At 71.3% G+C, this 16,346-nt stretch carries 13 protein-coding genes and 1 pseudogene; 7 read left to right on the top strand and 7 right to left on the bottom strand.

Going from position 1 to position 16,346, the window contains the following annotated elements:
* Positions 1-4: 4 nt before the first annotated feature.
* The 4 genes from OG595_RS39725 to OG595_RS39710 all read left to right on the top strand — a co-directional run bounded on the left by OG595_RS39725 (position 5) and on the right by OG595_RS39710 (position 4,397).
* Positions 5-1,411, top strand: a complete 1,407-nt coding sequence (locus OG595_RS39725) for an FAD-binding oxidoreductase (protein WP_329280823.1) — start codon at positions 5-7, stop codon at positions 1,409-1,411.
* A gap of 3 nt (positions 1,412-1,414) precedes the next feature.
* Complete coding sequence (locus OG595_RS39720; RefSeq protein WP_329280821.1) at positions 1,415-2,371, top strand: fumarylacetoacetate hydrolase family protein; 957 nt, start codon at positions 1,415-1,417, stop codon at positions 2,369-2,371.
* Between the two features lie 223 nt (positions 2,372-2,594).
* Positions 2,595-3,590, top strand: a complete 996-nt coding sequence (locus tag OG595_RS39715; RefSeq protein WP_329280819.1) for a LysR family transcriptional regulator — start codon at positions 2,595-2,597, stop codon at positions 3,588-3,590.
* A gap of 36 nt (positions 3,591-3,626) precedes the next feature.
* On the top strand, positions 3,627-4,397 hold the full coding sequence (locus OG595_RS39710) for an SDR family NAD(P)-dependent oxidoreductase (RefSeq protein ID WP_329280817.1): 771 nt from the start codon (positions 3,627-3,629) through the stop codon (positions 4,395-4,397).
* A gap of 70 nt (positions 4,398-4,467) precedes the next feature.
* Here the strand turns inward: OG595_RS39710 and OG595_RS39705 are convergent, their stop codons facing one another.
* The 3 genes from OG595_RS39705 to OG595_RS39695 are packed head-to-tail and all read right to left on the bottom strand — an operon-like array spanning position 4,468 to position 7,208.
* The gene (locus OG595_RS39705) at positions 4,468-6,012 is read right to left on the bottom strand and encodes an MFS transporter (RefSeq protein ID WP_329280815.1); all 1,545 of its coding nucleotides are present in this window, start codon (positions 6,010-6,012) and stop codon (positions 4,468-4,470) included.
* Complete coding sequence (locus OG595_RS39700) at positions 6,009-6,422, bottom strand: VOC family protein (RefSeq protein ID WP_329280813.1); 414 nt, start codon at positions 6,420-6,422, stop codon at positions 6,009-6,011. Before OG595_RS39700 ends, OG595_RS39705 begins: the two co-directional genes overlap by 4 nt.
* 6 nt (positions 6,423-6,428) lie before the next feature.
* Positions 6,429-7,208, bottom strand: coding sequence for an SDR family NAD(P)-dependent oxidoreductase (locus OG595_RS39695; protein ID WP_329280811.1), 780 nt, complete (start codon positions 7,206-7,208; stop codon positions 6,429-6,431).
* Positions 7,209-7,358: 150 nt separating this feature from the next.
* Between OG595_RS39695 and OG595_RS39690 the strand changes: the two genes are divergently transcribed.
* The 3 genes and pseudogenes from OG595_RS39690 to OG595_RS39680 form a co-directional block, all read left to right on the top strand.
* Entirely contained in the window at positions 7,359-8,189 is an 831-nt protein-coding gene (locus tag OG595_RS39690) for a class I SAM-dependent methyltransferase (protein WP_329280810.1), read from the top strand.
* Positions 8,190-8,499: 310 nt separating this feature from the next.
* Positions 8,500-9,645 (top strand): transcription termination factor Rho, encoded by a 1,146-nt coding sequence (rho, locus tag OG595_RS39685; protein ID WP_329280809.1) that lies wholly within the window; start codon positions 8,500-8,502, stop codon positions 9,643-9,645.
* A gap of 109 nt (positions 9,646-9,754) precedes the next feature.
* Positions 9,755-10,627, top strand: a pseudogene (locus OG595_RS39680) (D-alanyl-D-alanine carboxypeptidase family protein); the annotation flags it as partial.
* A 35-nt stretch (positions 10,628-10,662) separates the two neighbouring features.
* Here the strand turns inward: OG595_RS39680 and OG595_RS39675 are convergent.
* From OG595_RS39675 to aspA, 4 genes are all read right to left on the bottom strand, one after another.
* A complete protein-coding gene (locus OG595_RS39675) occupies positions 10,663-12,057 on the bottom strand; it encodes a glycosyltransferase 87 family protein (RefSeq protein ID WP_329280807.1) in 1,395 nt (464 codons plus the stop codon).
* Complete coding sequence (gene mptB / locus OG595_RS39670) at positions 12,054-13,463, bottom strand: polyprenol phosphomannose-dependent alpha 1,6 mannosyltransferase MptB (RefSeq protein WP_329280805.1); 1,410 nt, start codon at positions 13,461-13,463, stop codon at positions 12,054-12,056. The genes OG595_RS39675 and mptB overlap by 4 nt, the downstream gene beginning before the upstream one ends.
* Positions 13,464-13,651: 188 nt before the next feature.
* Complete coding sequence (locus OG595_RS39665; RefSeq protein WP_443073295.1) at positions 13,652-14,608, bottom strand: glutaminase; 957 nt, start codon at positions 14,606-14,608, stop codon at positions 13,652-13,654.
* A 99-nt stretch (positions 14,609-14,707) separates the two neighbouring features.
* Positions 14,708-16,111: an aspartate ammonia-lyase gene (gene aspA, locus OG595_RS39660; protein ID WP_329280801.1), complete on the bottom strand. Its 1,404-nt coding sequence runs from the start codon at positions 16,109-16,111 to the stop codon at positions 14,708-14,710.
* Positions 16,112-16,346: the final 235 nt, after the last annotated feature.

Genomic DNA, 16,346 nt, shown 5'->3' with positions numbered 1-16,346 from the left:
GCCGATGACTGTCATCCATCGGGGGACGACCCCCGAACCCCCGCAGAGCAGCCGATTCTCCGGCAGCCTCCATCTCCCCGGTGACGAGGACTTCGACGAGGCCTGCTTCGGCCGGGTCTTCAACGCCCGCCGGCCGTCGGACCGTTCACCGGCCGCCGTCCTGCGGGCAGCGACCGAACAGGACGTCGTCGAAGGCGTACGGCTCGCCCTTGAACGGGGCTGGCAGGTCGCCGTCCGTTCCGGCGGGCACAGCTGGGCCGCCTGGTCGGTGCGTACGGACGCGCTGCTGATCGACCTCGGGGACCTGCGCGAGATGACGTACGACGACGCGACCGGGATCGTGTCGGCCGGCCCGAGCGTCAAGGGCGGCGACGAACTCAACCCGTTCCTGGGCGGGTTCGGCCGCTTCTTCAACGGCGGGCACTGCCCGTCGGTCGGCATCGGGGGCTTCCTCCTCCAGGGCGGCCAGGGTTGGAACGCGCGCGGCTGGGGCTGGGCCGCGGAGAACCTCGTGGCGATCGATGTCGTCACCGCCGAGGGCGAGTCGGTCCGCGCGGACGAGACGACGAACCCCGACCTGTTCTGGGCGGCGCGGGGTGCCGGCCCGGGTTTCTTCGGCGTCGTCACCCGCTTCCACCTCCGTACCCGCCCCCTGCCCCGGCAGCTGGCGCACACGGTCCACGCGTACCCGCTCGCCCTGTTCGACGAGGTCATGACCTGGCTGCACGGGATGCACCACACGGTGTCGGAGCTGGTGGAGATCGTCGCCCTCACCCAGACCCCGCCCGGCCATGACGAGCCTTTGCTGCTGGTCACGGGCGTGTCCATGACCGACACCGCCGAGCAGGCCGCCGAGGCGCTGGCACCGCTGCACACGAACCCGTACGCCGACCGGGCCGTCTTCCGCGTCGAGGCGCAGCCGACCACGCTCGCCGAGCAGCTCCGGGGCCAGCGGGCGGCGAACCCCGAGGGGCATCGCTACCTCGTCGACAACGCCTGGCTGACCGGAACCGCCGAGGAGGTCGTGCCGGCCGTCCGGAAGGCGTTCACCGAACAGCCCACCCCGCAGACGTTCACCATCTGGTTCTCGATGGCGCCGCTGCGCGAACTGCCCGACATGGCTTTCTCGTTGCAGTCGGAGATCTACTGCGCCACGTACGTCGTCCACGACGAGCCCGGGCGGGACGCGGAGTTGCGGGCCTGGCTCGACGACGCGATGGCGGACATGCGGCCGGTGACCGTCGGCCAGTACCTCGGGGACTCCGACTTCACCGTCCGGCAGGTCAGGTTCATGGGCGACACGCAGTGGCGGCGGCTGCGCGAGATCCGGGCCGCACGCGACCCGAAGGGCCTCTTCGCCGGATATCTGAGCACCGGGGCCGTCACCAACACCAACCACTGGGAGCAGTGAGGCATGCGGTTCGCGACATACGAGTACGAGGGCGTGGAGCACGCCGGAGTCGTCCAGGGCCGGACTCTCCACCCGTTGCCGTCCGGAGTGACCGTCCTGTCCCTCGTCGAGGCGGCGACACTGCACGCGGCCGGAACCGAAGCGCTGGGCCGCGCAAGCGAGTTGACGGTGGATCAGGTACGACTGCTGCCACCGCTCAAGCCGCCGTCCATCCGCGACTTCGTCGGCTTCGAGGCGCACATCGAGGGTGTGTCCAAGTCGCTCGACGGACTGGAGCACGTGCCCGAGGAGTGGTACCGGGCGCCCAACTTCTACTTCACCAACCCGCACGCCGCCTACGGCGCTCATGACGAGGTGCCGGTACCGGCGGGCTGCTCCGTCCTCGACTTCGAACTGGAGGTGGGTGCGGTCATCGGGCGGGCGGGACGCGACCTCACACCGGAGCAGGCCCGCGAGCACATCGTCGGCTACCTCGTCTTCAACGACTGGTCGGCCCGTGACCTGCAGAAACCGGAGAAGAACCTGGGCCTCGGCTTCTCCAAGGGCAAGGACTTCGCCAACACGCTGGGCCCGTATCTCGTCACCGCCGACGAGGTGGAGGACCGCAGGGACGGGGACGGCTTCCTCGACCTGGAGATGACCGTCGCCCTCAACGGCGAGCTGATCGGCCGGGACACGCTCGCCAACGTGTCGTGGACCTTCGAGGAGATGGTCGCCTACGCCGCCCGTGACACCTGGGTGCGCCCCGGTGACATCCTCGGCTCGGGCACCTGCGGGTGGGGCGCGCTGGCGGAGTTCTGGGGGCGCGTCGGAGAACGCACACCCCCGCCTCTCGTCCCCGGTGACGAGGTGACGCTCTCCGTGGAACGCCTCGGCAGCCTCTCCAACCGCATCGTCACCGGACGCGGCGACGCGTACCTTCCGCGCGCCCGCAAGCGGGGCCGCACGCCGCGGCCTTAGCACGCGATCCTGTGCTGTCGCCGGGTCCGGCATGTGTGTGCCCTGTGTGCGCATACGCCTGTCGACCTGCGCGTATTCCCGGTGGCGATGCCTCGCATCCGTCTTCCTGAGAATGCGCGCACGCACCTTCCTCGCGCCCGCCTGCCCTCGTTACGCTCCGGTTTCACGGCCGTACGACGATGTGGCCGGCGCCTGCCGCCAGGCGGGACGGAAGGAGACATCCGTGGGTCTGGGAGCGATCGATCTCAATCTTCTGGTGGCGCTGGAGGCCCTGCTGGAGGAGAGGAACGTCACGCACGCCGGCGTCCGGCTCTCCACCAGTCAGTCCGCGATGAGCGGTTCGCTCGCCCGGCTGCGGCGGCACTTCAACGACGAGCTGCTGGTGAGGGTCGGCCGCGAGTACGAGCTGACCCCGCTGGCCGAGCGGCTGCTGCCCGTCGTACAGGCCTCCCTGTACAAGGCCGAGGAGGCGCTGTCGCTGACCCGGCGGTTCGACCCGGAGAACAGCCGGCAGCGCTTCTCCGTGGTGATGTCGGACTACGTGATGACGGTGTTCGTGGAACCGCTGCTGCGGGCCATCGCCGACGAGGCGCCCGGCGTACGCATCGACTTCCACCCCCTGGTGCACGGCCAGCCGGAGAACGAGACCCATCTGCGCTGTCACGACCTGATGGTGGTGCCGCTCGGCTACCGGCTGCCCGGGATCAGCGAGGCCGTGATGCACGACCGGTTCGTGTGCATCGTCGACCCCGACAACCCGCGCCTCGTCGACGGCCGCCTCACCCTCCGTGACCTGGCCGACATGCCGCATGCCGCCTCCGCGTTCGGCAAGAGCCAGACGCCCGCGGACCGGCAGCTGGAGACCCTGGGCATCGCCCCGAAGGTGCAGGTCAGCGCCCCCGGGTTCAGTGTGCTGCCGTTCCTGGTGGGCGGCACCGACCTGGTCGCCCTGGTGCCCGAGCGGCTCGCCCGGCGCTACGAGGGCTTCGCGCGCTGTGTCGCCGTACCGACGCCGTTCCCGGACGTACCGCTGGTCGAGGCCATGTACTGGCACCACAACCGGCACTCCGACCCGGCACACCGCTGGCTGCGCGAGACGATGCGCAGGGTGGGCGTCTCCCTCGACGAACCGCAGGAATCGGCGGTCGGCACGGCGATCGCGGCCACGGATGCCAGCCATGAGGAACGTGCGTTTCCGGAGCTGGCCCCCGCTTCCTAGCGTGGGAGGGGAGTCCCGAGCCCCCTTGGAGGAACCGTGAGCCGTACGCGTCTGGCCGGCCGCACCGTCGTCGTCACCGGAGCAGCACAGGGCCAGGGCGCCGCGGAGGTGACGGCGGCGGCCCGGGAGGGCGCGTCGGTGATCGCGACCGACGTCCTCGACGAACCCGGCGAGAAACTCGCCGCCGCCCTGCGCGCCGACGGCCTCGACGTCGTCCACCGGCACCTGGACGTGTCGTCCGAGGACGACTGGGCGGCTCTCGCGGCCTCGCTGGATGTGGTGCACGGGCTCGTGAACAACGCGGGCATCGCCGTACGGGCGCGGCTCGGCGAGGTCGAAATCGCCGACTGGAACCGGGCGTTCGCGGTGAACACCACGGGCGCGCTGCTCGGCATCCAGGCGCTGGCTCCGCTGATGCCGGCCGGTTCGTCGATCGTGAACGTCGGCTCGGTGGCCGGTCTGACGGCCCATCACGCGGTCGCGTACACGGCGAGCAAGTGGGCGCTGCGGGGCCTGTCGCGGGTGGCCGCGCTGGAGTTGGCGCCCCGGGGCATCCGTACGAACGTGATCCACCCCGGATACATCGAGACCCCGCTGATGGCGAGCGCCAACCCGGTGTTCGTGCGCGCGCATCTCGCGATGACACCCCAGGGCCGCCCCGGCACCACCGACGAGGTGGCGCCGCTCGTCGTCTACCTGCTCTCCGACGAGGCGTCGTACGTCAACGGCGCGGAGATCACGGTGGACGGCGGCTACGCGGCGCACGGCGGCGTGAAGGCCATCACCAACGCCCTCGACGCGTCCTGACGAAACCACAGCGCGAGAGCGGGGAGGCCCGGGCATCTGCCCGGGCCTCCCCGCTCTCGCGCGTCACGGTTCACGCGGACGCGGGCTGCACCGCCGCCTCTCCGGTCACGTCGGCCTCCGACCGGGCGGTGTTCTTCCGGACCAGGAGCAGGGTGACCACCGCGCCCAGCAGCGAGGCGCAGCCGCAGATCACCACGCCCACCGCCATGCCGTGGCCGAGGGCGGTCTGGGCGGCGGCCCGGGCACTGTCGCTGCCCGCGTTGACGACGGCGAGCGGTCCGGCCGCCGCCTCCATCCCCGCGTCGGCGCCGCTGAGCTTGCCGACGAGCGCGGAGGACGCGGCGCTCATGGCGATCGTGCTGATGACGGCCGGACCGAGCCCTTGTCCGAACTCGCGCACGAGACTGGTGGCACCGCTGGCCATACCGGTCATGTGGATCGGTACGGCGTTCACGGCGGCGGAGGTCAGCGACGACACCACGCAGATGAAGCCGACGCCGAGCAGCAGCACCGGCCCGATGAAGGCCGCGAGGGAGGTGGTGGTGATGGGCAGGGCGGCGATCCAGAACTGGCCGGCGGCCATCGGCAGCAGCCCGCCCATCAGCAGCCAGCGGGCGTCGATCCTGGTCAGCATCCGGCTCAGCACGGGGGCGAGGAGCAGCGGGATCAGCTGGAGGATGACGAAGGGCATGCCGGCCTTCAGGGCGCTCAGGTGCATCACCGCGCCGAGCCGGATCGACACGCAGTAGGCGGTGCCGATGAAGCCGAACATCCCGGCGAGGGCGACGACGGCAGCCGCCGCGAACGAGGGGATCTTCAGCAGTTCCAGGTTGAACATCGGTGACACGGCGCGCAGTTCGGCGACGACGAACCCGACGAGGGCCACCGCGGCCAGGGAGAGCGAGCCGACGATCGCCGCACTGCTCCAGCCGCGCTCGCCGCCCTCGATGATGCCCCAGAGCAGGGCGGTGAGCCCGACGGCGATGGTGATCTGGCCGGGCCAGTCGAGTGTGCGGCCCTCAGGTGCCCTGGAGTCGGTGACCAGCTTCCAGCACGCGACCGCGACGACCAGCCCGAGGACGACCGGCGGGACGAACGCCCAGCGGAAGTCGGCGACCGTGGCGAGGATTCCGGAGGACAGCGGTCCGGCGGCCGAGGCGAGGGAGATGCTCAGTGCCCAGGTGGACACGGCTTTCGCCCGGTCCTTCTGGTCCGGGGTGGCCGCGGCGATGACCGCGAGGGAGCTGGGGAAGAGCGCGGCGGCACCGACACCGGCGAGGGCCTGGCCGGCCCAGAGCATGCCGATGCTCTGGGCGGTGGCGTTGAGGAGTTCGCCGAGGGCCAGGATCAGTCCGCCGAGCACCAGCAGGCGTTTCCGGCCGAACAGGTCTCCGACCACACCGAAATTCAGTTCCAGAATGGCGGTGGGGAGAATGAAGGCGGAGGTCACCCAGGCCACCTGGGAACCCGAGGCACCGAATGCGGCCTGGATTTCCCCATTGATGGGCGAGGGAACGGTAATGCACAATTGTGCCGCCGCGACCGCGAGGCAACAGGCAATGAGCGTGCCCTTGTCGAGTCTGTTCGGGGAGATCGATTTCGTTGTCTGCGTCATCGCGGCTTCTTCTCTATGAGTTCGATGAGATTTCCCTCGGGGTCGCTGACCCAGGCCATACGCACGCCCGGTTCGGGGGACGGCCCCGGTTTCATGACCTCGCCCGCGCCGAGGGCCACCAGTGCTTCGTGAACGGGGTCGAGTTCGGGGGTGGTGACCGCGAAGTGCCCGTATCCCTCGGTGAGCGCGGCGGTCAGTGGATCCGGGGCGCGCAGTCCCGGGGCGGAACCGGGCCGGGCGAGCAGTTCGACGCGCCAGCCGTCCGCGTGTTCCAGGACGACTCCGCTCAGTCCGGGACCTTCGAGGTGGAACTCGAAGACGGTCCTGAGTCCGAACGCGCCCTGGTACCAGGCGGTCTGGGCGGTCAGATCGCGTACGTTGACGCCCACGTGGTCGAGTCGGGTGGTCACGTCGGCTCAGCCCGCCATCGCGCTGTCGCCGCCGTCGACCATGAGGTTGGCGCCGTTGACGAAGGCCGCCTCGTCGGAGCAGAGGAAGGCGGCGGCCCGCGCGATGTCCTCCGGTTCGCCGACCCGCCCGACCGGGATGCGCGCCTCCAACTGCGCCCGGGGTCCGTCCGGATCATCGAGGAAGGGGGCGGTGGCCGAGGTGCGGGTCATGCCGGGGGCGATGGTGTTGACGCGGATGCGGTGCGGGGCGCCGGCCGCGCACAGGTGCCTGCTCATCGCCAGCACGCCGCCCTTGGCGGCCCCGTGGGGCACCATCGGCATGAACGGCGCCCCGCGTACGGCGGCCACGGAGGCCACGTTGAGGACGGCCCCGCCGCCGCGCGCGATCAGGTGCGGCCAGGCCGCCCGGGTGCAGAAGTAGGGGATGTCCAGTTCGTTGCGGATGGTGAAGTACCAGTCCTCGACGGGCTGGGTGTCGAACGGCCCGTTCCGCAGGGCGGAGGCGTTGTTGTAGAGGATGTCGATCCCCCCGAACACCGCGAGGCCGGCTTCGATCCACTCCCGGGAGCCGCTTTCGGTGGAGAGGTCCACGGGAGCCAGCGACCGCATGATCCCGCCGGCCTTCTCGACGAGTTCGACGGTTTCTCCGGCACTGTCCTCGTCGAGATCACAGCCGAATACAGTGGCGCCTTCGGCGGCGAATACGAGGGCCGCGGCACGGCCTATTCCGGCCCCCGTTCCACTGATGAAAGCGATTTTCCCGGCCAGTCGACCCATGGCTGCCATGTCCCTTGTCCAGTGCCGCCGGAGTGCGGTGTTGGAAGCGTAGGTACGGCCATTCGGCAGAACAAGAAATGCGTCGCTCCAGGTCCATCGGGGGTTCGTATGGCTGGTATGCGCACCACGGCGGCGGACGCGTTTTGGTTGGATGGCCTCATGACCACCGACGAGCACGCGCGGATGATGCGGGCCAACGAGGCCAACTGGGACGCGCGTACCCCGGTCCATCTCGCCAGCCGCTTCTACGGCCTGGCCGAGAGCCTCGACCCGTCGCGCTGGTTCGCCTCCTGGGAGTGGGACGACCTCGGCGAACTGGCCGACCGCGATGTGCTCCACCTCCAGTGCCACCTCGGCACGGAGACCCTCGCCTTCGCCGAGCGCGGGGCACGGGCCGTCGGACTCGACATCTCCGAGGCGTCCGTGACGGCCGCGCGCGGCATCGCGGCGAAGGCGGGCCTCGACGTGACGTACGTACGGGCCAACGTCTACGACGCCGTGGAGGCCCTGGGACAACGGCGGTTCGACGTCGTGTACACCGGGAAGGGCGCCCTGTGCTACCTGCCCGACCTGGACCGCTGGGCGGAGACGGTCGCCCGACTCCTGCGCCCCGGCGGCCTGTTGTACCTCGTGGAGTTCCATCCGCTGCTCAACTCGCTGGGCCCGAAGCCCGCACCGGACGACACCGGTGAACTCCTGCTGCGGCACGACTACCTGGGCGCGCCGGGCGTCGCCGTGCACCGTGACTCGACGTTCACGTACACCGACGGGCCGGCCGTCGCGGGAGCCACCGAGAGCTTCGAGTGGATGCACGGAATGGACGAGACGGTCAACGCGTTGATCGGTGCGGGACTGACCGTCCGGCGGTTGCGCGAGAGCGACGAACTGCCCTGGCCGCGCTGGCCCCGTATGGAACGTACGGAGTCGGGCTGGTGGCGGCTGCCCGAGCCGCGCATCCCGCTCCTGTACGGGCTCCTCGCGAGCCGCTGAGTCGCAACGCACAGCAGCACCCGCGCACCGTGTGGTACGGTGCTGTCAGCACTTGTGTACGCCCCGTTGCGGGCGCCGGTGCAGTTCTTCCTCAGTTCGCCGAACCGCCCGTCGGATTCCGATCGGCACATCGGCTCTTCCAGTACCACCTCATCAACCACGACGCGGTTCTGTCGTACCCGAGGTGTCGCTGTCTCCCGCCGCCCGTAGCGCGCCCGGCGCGCTCAGTTCTCGCGGCCCTCACCCTCCGTTCTCTTCCGCGTGCCTCATGCGGCATGCGTTTCCCCGTCCGTGAAAGGACCCCCCGACCATGACCACCACACTCGAACATCCTCCGGTAGAACAACTGCCCCCGACCCGGATCGCGACCGGTGTCCTCGACATCGACGGCAACGGGAAGGGGTACCTGCGGGCCGCCGACAGCTGCCTGCCCACACCCACCGACCTCCAGGTCTCCCCGGCGCTGATCCGCCGCCACGGCCTGCGCAAGGGCGACCTCGTCGTCGGCGCGCAAGGCACCCAGCGCGCAATGACCGAGGTCGCGCTGGTCAACGGCCGTGCGCCCGAAGAGCTGCGCGGGCGTCGCCACTTCCGCGACCTCACCCCGCTGCACCCTCGTGACCGGCTCCGCCTCGAACACCCGGCGGCCGGACTCACCGGACGCGTCGCCGACCTCATCGCCCCCGTCGGCAAGGGCCAGCGCGGGCTGATCGTGGCCCCGCCCAAGACCGGCAAGACCGTGCTGCTCCAGCAGGTGGCGGCTGCCGTCGCCGGCAACCACCCCGAGTGCCGCCTGATGGTGGTGCTGCTCGACGAGCGGCCCGAGGAGGTCACCGACATGCGGCGCTCCGTGCGCGGCGAGGTGTACGCCTCGACCTTCGACAAGGCGCCCAAGCAGCACATCGCGCTCGCCGAACTCGTCGTCGAACGGGCCAAGCGGCTCGTCGAGGCGGGCGAGGACGTCGTCATCCTCCTCGACTCGCTCACCCGGCTGTGCCGGGCACACAACAACGCGGCGGCCTCCGGTGGACGCACCCTCAGCGGCGGTGTCGACGCCGCCGCGCTGCTCGGACCGAAGCGGCTGTTCGGCTCCGCGCGCCTGGCGGAGGAGGGCGGTTCGCTCACGATCCTCGCCACGGCCCTGGTGGAGACCGGCTCCCGCGCCGACGACTTCTTCTTCGAGGAGCTGAAAGGCACGGGCAACCTGGAGCTGCGGCTGAGCCGCGAGCTGGCCTCCCGGCGCGTCTACCCGGCCGTCGACATCAACCCGTCCGGCACCCGCCGCGAGGAACTCCTGCTGTCCCCGGCCGAGTTGACGACCGTACAGGGGCTGCGGCGGGCCCTGCAGACACGGGACGGCCAGGCGAGCCTGGAGACGCTCCTGGAGCGGCTCCGCAGCACGCCCGACAACGCGACCTTCCTGCGGCGGATCCAGCCGACGCTGCTCGCCGAGTAGCCACGCCCTCGGGGGCCCGCGCGCTCCCGGGTGTGGCATCCGGGTGTTCGGGCTCGCCCAACGGCCCCGGCAGCGCGGTGTTCGGCTCGTCCATTCTTACGTTTGCGGTATGACCATCAGATTCTCTTCCCGGATCGCCGCCTCCTGCTGTGCGCTGAGCGTGACGGGCGTCCTGGCGCTCACGCCCGTCCCGGCGTCCGCCCGCACCGGTGCCGACCCCGGCACACCGACGGCGGCGGACGCTCGTGTGCTGTACCGCTCGGGCACCCAGGCCCGGCTCCGGCCCGGCGCACCCCGCCTCCCCCGGGACGTGTCCGCGCTGTCGTGGCTGGTGGCCGACGCCGGCACCGGTGAGGTGCTCGCCGCGCACAACGCGCACCGCAAACTGCCGCCGGCCAGCACGCTCAAGACACTCTTCGCCCTCACCGTGCTGCCCACGCTGCCCGCGGGCCTGCGGCACAAGGTCACCGAGGCCGATCTGACGGGCATCGGCGCCGGCAGCAGTCTGGTCGGCGTCGCGGCCGGACGCACGTACCGTGTCTCCGACCTGTGGCGCGGGGTGTTCCTCAACTCCGGGAACGACGCCGTGCACGTACTGGCCGCCATGAGCGGGGGCTGGCGCGACACCGCCGTCCGGATGCAGGCCAAGGCCCGTTCCCTGGGCGCCCGCGACACCCACGTGCGCTCGCCCGACGGCTACGACGCGTCGGGGCAGGTGTCGTCGGCCTACGACCTCGCGGTGTTCGGCCGGACCGGGCTGCGCAACGCCGACTTCGCCGCGTACTGCGGCACGGCCTACGCGAAGTTCCCGGGCGGAGGCGGCCGGTCGTACGAGATCCAGAACACCAACCGGCTGCTGACCGGCGCCAACGGCGTCGAGCGCTATCGGGGGGTGATCGGCGTCAAGAACGGCTACACCAGCAGGGCGGGCAACACGCTGGTCGCCGCCGCGCGCCGGGGCGGGCGCACCCTGGTCGTCACCGTGATGAACCCTCAGGACGGCGGCGGACTCGCCGTCTACGAGGAGGCCCGCTCACTGCTCGACTGGGGCTTCCGCGCCGCCGGACGCGTCACTCCCGTCGGCTCGCTGGTCGCCGCGCGGGCCGTACCGCAGGCGGGCCCGGAGGCTCCCGTGCCGGTCCCGGTCCCGGTGGCCGCCACCGTGACGTCCGGCAGCGGGCCGGGCTGGCCGGAGACCTGGACGATCCTCGCAGCGGCCGTCCTGGGCGCCGGAGCGGTGTCGCTGCTGTTGCGGATCGTGGGCCCGAAGCGGGTCTGACCGGCGGCGTCCACCGGCAGCCACAGCAGCAGCCCGAGCGTGACCCAGACGTACGCGCTGCCGCCCACGAAGCCGTCGACGCCGGACGCGTCGTCGAACCACAGCCACACCACGCTCGTGCACAGCACCGCGTACAGGGCGCCCGCCACGCGCGCGTGCCCGGTGCGCAGCAGGACGGCGAACGACGGCAGCAGCCAGACGAGGTGGTGCACCCAGGTGATCGGGCTGACCAGGCACGCGGTCAGCCCGGTGAGGGCGAACGCGGCCCACCAGTCCCCCACCGCGACGGCCCGCCGGGCCCGCCACGCCCACACCCCGAGGACGACCACGACCAGCACCAGCCACACCGCACGGCTCGGTTCCTCGGGCGCGGCCAGCCGCGCGAGCACACCCTGGAGCGACTGGTTGGAGACGTACGCCGTCCTCCCGATGCGCCGGGTGTCCCACAGCGCCTCGCTCCAGTAGAAGCGCGAGGCGTCCGGCGCGACCCAGACCGCGAGCGCGGTGGCCGCACCGGCGACAGCCGTCGCGACCCCGGCTGCCCGGCGCCGCCCGGCCAGCAGCAGCAACCCGATGAACAGGGCGGGGGTCAGTTTGATGGCGGCGGCGAGACCGATCGCGATGCCCGCCCGGCGGGCCCGCCCGGTCGTCAGCAGCCAGGCGTCGGTGAGGACGAGGGCCAGCAGTACGAGGTTCACCTGGCCGAAACTGACGGTGTCGCGGACGGGTTCGAACAGCGCCAGCACACAGCCGGTCAGGGCCCACCCGTACCAGCCGTACCGGCGCACCACGGGCCCGGCGGTCATCCACACCACCGCGCCGAGTGCCGCCAGGTTGAGGAGCAGGGCGACGGTGATCGCGGCGCGCAGCCCGAGCAGCGCCATCGGCAGCATGCTGACGGCCGCGAACGGCGGATAGGTGAAGCCGTACTCCGTGCCGGGCACCCGGTAGTCGTAGATCCGGCCGCCGTGGTGGACCCAGGTGTCGACGGTCCCGTAGTAGACCCGCAGGTCGAACCAGCCGCGCAGCAGGGGCACGGTCGCCGTGAACACGGTCACCGTGACGGCGAGGACGAGCACCAGGAGCAGCCGTTCCCGGTCGGTGCGGGGCAGTCCCACAGGGCTCGGGCTCATACCGTGCTCTCCCGCAGGGGTGTGTGAGCCGCCTGATGGGCCTGGTGGGCCTGCCAGAGGACGACCATGGCCAGTGCCCCGCCCGAGACGGCCAGGACCAGTTCCTCTGCCCCGGCGGGCGCGCCGCTCGGCAGGGCCAGGAGCGCGACGACACCCGTGACGGCGGCGAGGCGGTGGCGTACGGAGGTGCTGGGCGCCGCGGCGGCGATGAGGAACAGGGCCCACAGCGCGTACCAGGGCCGGATCGCGGGGCCGAGGACGACCACGACGGCCAGGCTGAGGCCGAGCGCGTAGAGCGGACTGAGGCGTGGGCGGCGCAGCCATATGAAGGCGATGGTGAGGGCGGTGATCGCGAGGCCCAGCAGATGCCAGGCCGGGACGGCGAGCGGTGCCAGATCGCTGCCCGTCTTCGTGAGCGCGGCGGCCGTGGCGCGGCCGAGGAGGCTGGTGAGGGCCCAGTTCTGGGGTGACACCGGGGTTCTCAGGGCACCTATCCAGCCGTATCCGGTGCCGGCCAGCGCGGTGACGGCGACGGTGGTCGCGGCTGCCGCGCCCACGGTGGTCAGTACCGCCCGCACCGGGCTGCGGCCCGCGCGGATCTGGAGCGCCACGACCGCGGCGAGGCCCAGGACGGCGGGTGCCTTGACGAGGGCGGCGAGCGTGACGAGTACGGCGCTTAGGACCGGCCACCGGCCCAGCGCCGTCACCAGACCGACGCCGAGCAGCCCGAGCATGATCGCGTCGTTGTGCGCGCCTGCCACCAGATGCAGCAGGACCAGCGGGTTCAGGGCACCCAGCCACAGCGCGGCGGCCGGGTCGGCGCCGCTGTGCCGGGCCAGGCGGGGCAGGGCCGCCGCCATCAGCGCCACGCCGAGCAGCGCGACCAGCCGCAGGCCGAACAGACCGGCCGGGATCTCGCCCCGGGTCAGTCCGGAGAGCCCGGACGCCACGGCGAGGAACACCGGGCCGTACGGCGCCCCGGTCTGCTGCCACACCGGGGCGACCTCGGCGGCGAGCGGGCCGCCGAGCAGGGCGGGGCCGTGCGTGTACACGTCCATGTGCGCGTCGACCATCGCGCCCTGGGCGAGATAGCTGTAGACGTCCCGGCTGAACAGGGGTGGGGCGAGGAGCAGCGGGGTCGCCCAGACCGCGAGGACGAGCATCAGGGAGCGCACGGTGGGCGGCTGCGGGCCCCGGACCAGTCTGCCGAGCAGGGTCCAGGCGGCTATCAGCAGGACGACACCGAAGTAGACACCGACCAGGCCCAGTGCGGCGCGGGCGTTGGAGGGTGCGATGAGTTCGCGTACGGGGAGGGCTCCGGCGGTCTCTCCTCCGAGGGCGAGGCACGCGGTGCCGACCAGGCCTGTTGCCCGGCAGCGGGAGAGGGTCGTCGGGGGAGCCTTCACCGGTGCAGCGTGACAAGGGCGGGTGGACGGGGTGCCCTCCGGGCGGAGGCCTGGGAGTTACTGGCTGGTGACCTCTGGGGGTCGGCGGCCGGGCGCGGACCGGTGGGGCCTGTCGCACAGCCCCCCGCGCCCCTGAAGTGGCTGCTCCCCGACAGGACGTCGAGGAGTCCCGCAGGAACACCCGACGGCTAGAAGACCGATACTCCCGTCAGTGTCGTGAAGCGGTCCAGGGCCGCCACCCCCGCGACCGAGTTGCCGCGCTCGTCGAGCCCGGGGCTCCAGACGCACAGCGTGCAGCGGCCCGGCACGATGGCGATGATGCCGCCGCCCACTCCGCTCTTGCCGGGGAGGCCCACCCGGTAGGCGAAGTCGCCTGCCGCGTCGTAGGTGCCGCAGGTCAGCATGATGGCGTTGATCTGCTTGGACTGGCTGCGGGTCAGGAGACGGGTGCCGTCGGCCCGGACGCCGTGGCGGGCCAGGAAGTTCGAGGCCAGGGCGAGGTCCGCGCAGGACGCCTCCACCGAGCACTGCCGGAAGTACTGCTCCAGCAGGTCCGGCACCGGGTTGTCGATGTTGCCGTACGAGGCCATGAAGTGGGCGAGGGCCGCGTTGCGATGGCCGCGGCCGGCCTCCGAGGCGGCGACCTCCTTGTCGAAGGTGAGCCCGGGGTTGCCGGACTCCGTGCGCAGGAAGTCGAGGAGCGCGCCGGCCGCGTCCCCGGTACGGGTGTGCAGTCGGTCGGTCACGACGAGGGCGCCCGCGTTGATGAACGGGTTGCGCGGGATGCCGCTCTCGTACTCCAGCTGGATCAGGGAGTTGAAGGGGTTTCCGGAGGGTTCGCGGCCGACGTGCTCCCAGAGTTCGTCGCCCTCGCGGGCCAGGTCGAGGGCGAGGGTGAAGACCTTGGTGACGGACTGCGCGGAGAACGGCTCCCGCCAGTCCCCCACCCCGTACACCGTCCCGTCCAGTTCGGCGACGGCCATACCGAAGCTGCGTGGGTCGCGGGCGGCGAGCGCCGGGATGTAGTCGGCGGGGCGACCGCGGCCGGGGGTGCGTCCGATCTCCTCGGCGATGCGTTCCAGGACCGGCTGGAAGGTCGGGGGCGAGGCCGAGGGCGAGGGTGAGGGCGACGGAACTGATGCCATGATCACCATTCTCCCTCCGGGCCGGTCCTCGTGCGCGTTCGTGTGTGTCCGAGCGGTGCTGGTGAAGCCGAGGGCGCGAACGCGCCCCTCGGTGGAGCGCTACGCGCCGTTGCCCGCCAGGATCTCGGGACGCAGCAGGCCGGCGAGTCGTTCGGCGGGCAACAGGCCCTTCTCCAGGACGAGTTCGGCGACGCCGCGACCGCTGACGAGCGCCTCCTTGGCGATGTCGGTGGCTGCCGTGTACCCGATGTACGGGTTGAGGGCGGTGACCAGGCCGATGGAGTTCTCGACACTCGCGCGCAGCGCCTCGGTGTTGGCGGTGATGCCGTCGACACAGCGCTCGGCGAGCGTGAGGCAGGCTGCGCGCAGATGCGTGATGGACTCCGAGAGGGAGTGCAGGATGATCGGCTCGAAGGCGTTGAGCTGGAGCTGCCCGGCTTCCGCGGCCATGGTGATGGTGACGTCGTTGCCGATCACCTCGAAGGCGACCTGGTTGACGACCTCGGGGATCACCGGGTTGACCTTGCCGGGCATGATCGACGAACCCGCCTGCACCGGCGGCAGGTTGATCTCACCGAGCCCGGCGCGCGGCCCGGAGGACAGCAGACGCAGGTCGTTGCAGCTCTTCGACAGCTTGACGGCGACCCGCTTGAGCACGCCGGACATCTGGACGAACGCCCCGCAGTCCTGGGTGGCTTCGACCAGGTTGGCGGCCGTGACGAGCGGGAGTCCGGTGATCTCGGCGAGGTGGCGGCGGGCCGACTCGGCATATCCGGCGGGGGCGTTGAGGCCCGTGCCGATCGCGGTGGCGCCGAGGTTGATCTCGTGGATCAGCTCGACCGCCTCCGCGAGGCGGCTGCGGTCCTCCTCGATCATCACGGCGTACGCCGAGAACTCCTGCCCGAGCGTCATCGGTACGGCGTCCTGGAGCTGCGTGCGCCCCATCTTCAGGACGTCACGGAACTCGACGGCCTTGCGGGCGAAGGCGTCCTGGAGCACCTTCATCGCCTTGAGCAGTTCCCGCACCGCGAAGACGGTCGCGACCTTGACGGCGGTCGGGTAGACGTCGTTGGTGGACTGGCCGAGGTTGACGTCCTCGTTGGGGTGCAGGTACTGGTACTGGCCCTTCTCGTGGCCCAGCAGCTCCAACGCCCGGTTGGCGACGACCTCGTTGGCGTTCATGTTCGTCGAGGTGCCCGCCCCGCCCTGCACGACGTCCACCACGAACTGGTCGTGCAGGCCGCCGCCCCGGATCTCCCGGCATGCCTCGACGATCGCGGCTGCCTTCTTCGTTTCGAGGAGACCGAGTTCCTCGTTGGCGAGGGCGGCGGCCTCCTTGACGGCGGCGAGGGCGTCGATGAGATGCGGGTAGGCGGAGATGGTCATGCCGGTGATGGGGAAGTTCTCCGTGGCACGCAGGGTGTGGACACCCCAGTACACCTCGGCCGGCACGTCCCGGTCGCCGAGGAGGTCGTGTTCGCTACGAGTGGCTGCGCCGGTCATCAGTGAGTCGGCCTGCTTCCGTGAAGGGGGCTGACAATTCAGCCCGTCCGATGTTCGAGAACGTGGCCCGCCACCCACCCAGCCCGTCCGGCGTTTGAGGACGAGGCCCATCCACCCAGCCCGTCCGATGTCCGAGAACGAGACCCACCCACCCAGCCCGTCCGGCGTTTGAGGACGAGGCCCGTTCAGGGCCGAAAGCGGGGGTCTGGGGGCGGCAGCCCCCAGGAACGGGATG

It is taken from the genome of Streptomyces sp. NBC_01451 (genome assembly GCF_036227485.1).
Lineage (GTDB): Bacteria > Actinomycetota > Actinomycetes > Streptomycetales > Streptomycetaceae > Streptomyces.
This window is presented reverse-complemented; position numbering and strand designations above follow the sequence as displayed.